This window comes from Actinoplanes sp. NPDC051633 (assembly GCF_040681735.1).
In the GTDB taxonomy this organism is placed as follows: domain Bacteria; phylum Actinomycetota; class Actinomycetes; order Mycobacteriales; family Micromonosporaceae; genus Actinoplanes.
In genome coordinates, this window is record NZ_JBFAZH010001057.1 from 1 (window position 1) to 2,678 (window position 2,678).

Sequence of the window (2,678 nt, forward strand, 5' to 3'; positions counted from 1 at the left end):
CGTGTTCCAGGCCGCGACGAGCAGATCGACCATCTGCTTGTTGCCGCCCGAACGCTCCCACATGGTGATGTCGCCGGCGGTGGCGCAGGACGTCGTGGCGGGCGCGACGGACTCGGCGACAGTCGGCTCGTCGGCGGATTCGCAGGCGCCGGCGAGCGTCAGGGTGACGACGGCAACCAGGACCGGCCCAAGGGATCGGGTCCGCATTTCATGCCTCTCTTCGTCGAGGGACACCCGGATGACCTGACTGCGGACGACCACCTTCGGCTCCGGGTTACGGGCACGGTACTCCGGTACTGCATACGAATGCAGCCATTCGTTTTCAGACTGTGCATGGTGACGCCGTTGACCGGTCGCCGGGCCGGTCCTAGCCTGGCCCGAACAGCGGCGGACGACCGCGCACCACTGATTGCACCGGCCGACTCGAGGGCTCTCTTGAGCGGCTCCTCAGTGCGCCCTGACTTTCATCCCGTAGCCCCGCCGTGCCGCCGTCCCATCACGGGCGGCCGCCAGTTGCGAAGGACATCCGATGAGCAACGTGCACCCCGCGGTCGAACACGCCCTGGAGACCGTCCCACTGAACGCCCTCACCCGTCGCCGGCTGCTTCGCGGCACCGGCCTGTTCAGCGCCGCGCTCGCCGCATCCGCTCTCACCGTCGCCAGCTGCAGCGAGCAGGCCGCCGCCGTCGACGCCATCGGCAACTTCCCCAAGACCCCGTCATGGAAGTTCGGCTTCATCTGCCACGTGACCACGAACCCGTTCTTCACGCCCACCCAGTACGGCGCGGAGGACGCGTGCAAGCTGCTCGGCGTCCAGTACCAGTGGACCGGCTCGGTCAACTCGGTGGTGGCCGAGATGGTCGACGCCACCAACACGGCCGTGTCCGCCAAGACCGACGGCATCGCGCTGGCCGTCGTCGACAAGGACGCGTTCCGCGCACCGGTGGATCAGGCGCTCGACGCCGGCATCCCGGTCGTGTCGTTCAATGCCGACGGCGCACGCGACGACCCCGGCACCAACCGGCTGGCGTACATCGGGCAGGGCCTGTACGAGTCCGGCTACGAGCTCGGCCGGCGGGCGCTGACGCAGCTGGACTCCGGCGACGTCGCCGGGTTCATCGCGACGCCCGGCCAGCTCAACATCCAGCCCCGCATCGACGGCGCACAGCAGGCGTTCAAGGACTCCGGCAAGCCGGTCACGTTCACGCCGGTCGCCACCAACGCCGACATCACCCAGGGACTGTCCATCATCGACGCCTACGTGCAGGGCCATCCGAACCTGACCGGGCTGCTCGCCGTCGACGCCGGCTCCACGCAGAGCGTGGGGCAGACCGTGGCCAAGTACAAGCTGCGCGACAAGGGTCTCAAGGTGGCCGGCGGCTTCGACCTCGTGCCGGAGACGCTCGCCGCGATCAAGGGCGGCAATCTCGACTACACGATCGACCAGCAGCCGTACCTGCAGGGCTTCCTGCCGGTGCTCGCCCTGTACCTCTTCAAACTGACCGGCGGGCTGCTGTTCCCGACGCAGACCAACACCGGCCTGCTGTTCGTCACGAAGGACAACGTCGACCCCTACCAGAACAGCAAGACGCGGTACGAAGGCTCGGACACGGCGGTGAAGCTCGTCGAGCGCACCGGCCCGATCGCTCATCCGTGACGGGCCGGGCCATGGGCATCGACACGAGCACTCCAACCGCCGAGCGGGCGGCTCCGGCACCCGCGGCCGGGTGGCCGCGTCGCGGCTGGGACGCCTTCCTGCGGCGGCGGGAGGCCAGTGTTCTGATCGTCGCGATCGGGCTCGTCGTGTACTTCCAGGCCTCGACGCCGCTGTTCCTGACGACGGACAACCTGCGCAACATCGCCCAGGCCACCGCGCCGACCGCGATCGTGGCCGTGGGCATCGTGTTCCTGCTCGTCAGCGGCGAGATCGACGTCTCGGTGGGCATGGTGGCGGCGCTCGCGCCGTACCTCATGCACTACGCGATCGACCTGTACGGCATTCCGGCCATCCCGGCGATCCTTGCGGCGCTCACGATCGCGGCCGTCGTGGGCCTCGTCAACGGGCTGATCACGACCCGGCTCCGGGTGCCCTCGTTCGTCACCACGCTGGGCATGTTCTACCTGCTGTACGGCATCCTGCTGACCACCTCGCGGGCCTACCCCGTGCCGATCCCCGAGCCGGCGAAGGGCACCATCCAGACGTGGTTCGGCGCCGGTGACTGGGCGACGCTCGGCTGGTGCCTGCTCGTCGTGGCGTTCTTCCATGTCGTGCTGACCCGGACCCGCTGGGGCTTGCACACCATCTCGGTGGGCGGCAATCTGCACGGCGCCACCGAGGCCGGCATCCGCGTCAACCGCGTGAAGGTCGGCAACTTCGTGCTCGTCAGCGTGCTCGGCGCGGTGGCCGGCCTGATGGAAGCGTTCCGCATCAACTCGATCGACCCCAACATCGGCGGGGGCACCCGCATCACGTTCACCGCGATCGCGGCCGCGGTGATCGGCGGCACCGCACTCGCGGGCGGCTCGGGCACCGTGGTCGGGGCACTGCTCGGCATGTCCGTGCTGGCGATGCTGCAGAACGGGTTCAACCTCATCGGGGTGAGCGCCAACCCGTTCTTCCTCATCCAGGGCATCGCCATCCTCGCGTCGATGATCGCCAATCAGTACCTGTCCCGGCT

The 2,678-nt window shown here is 68.7% G+C and carries 2 protein-coding genes and 1 pseudogene; 2 read left to right on the top strand and 1 reads right to left on the bottom strand.

The window, feature by feature from the left end; translation table 11 throughout:
• Positions 1–234 (bottom strand): annotated as a pseudogene (locus AB0M20_RS36835) (hypothetical protein); the annotation flags it as partial.
• A 295-nt stretch (positions 235–529) separates the two neighbouring features.
• Between AB0M20_RS36835 and AB0M20_RS36840 the strand changes: the two are divergent.
• Positions 530–1,657: a sugar ABC transporter substrate-binding protein gene (locus AB0M20_RS36840; protein WP_364305339.1), complete on the top strand. Its 1,128-nt coding sequence runs from the start codon at positions 530–532 to the stop codon at positions 1,655–1,657.
• A partial coding sequence (locus AB0M20_RS36845) for an ABC transporter permease (RefSeq protein ID WP_364305341.1) occupies positions 1,654–2,678 on the top strand: 1,025 nt, incomplete at its 3' end. The genes AB0M20_RS36840 and AB0M20_RS36845, both read left to right, overlap by 4 nt.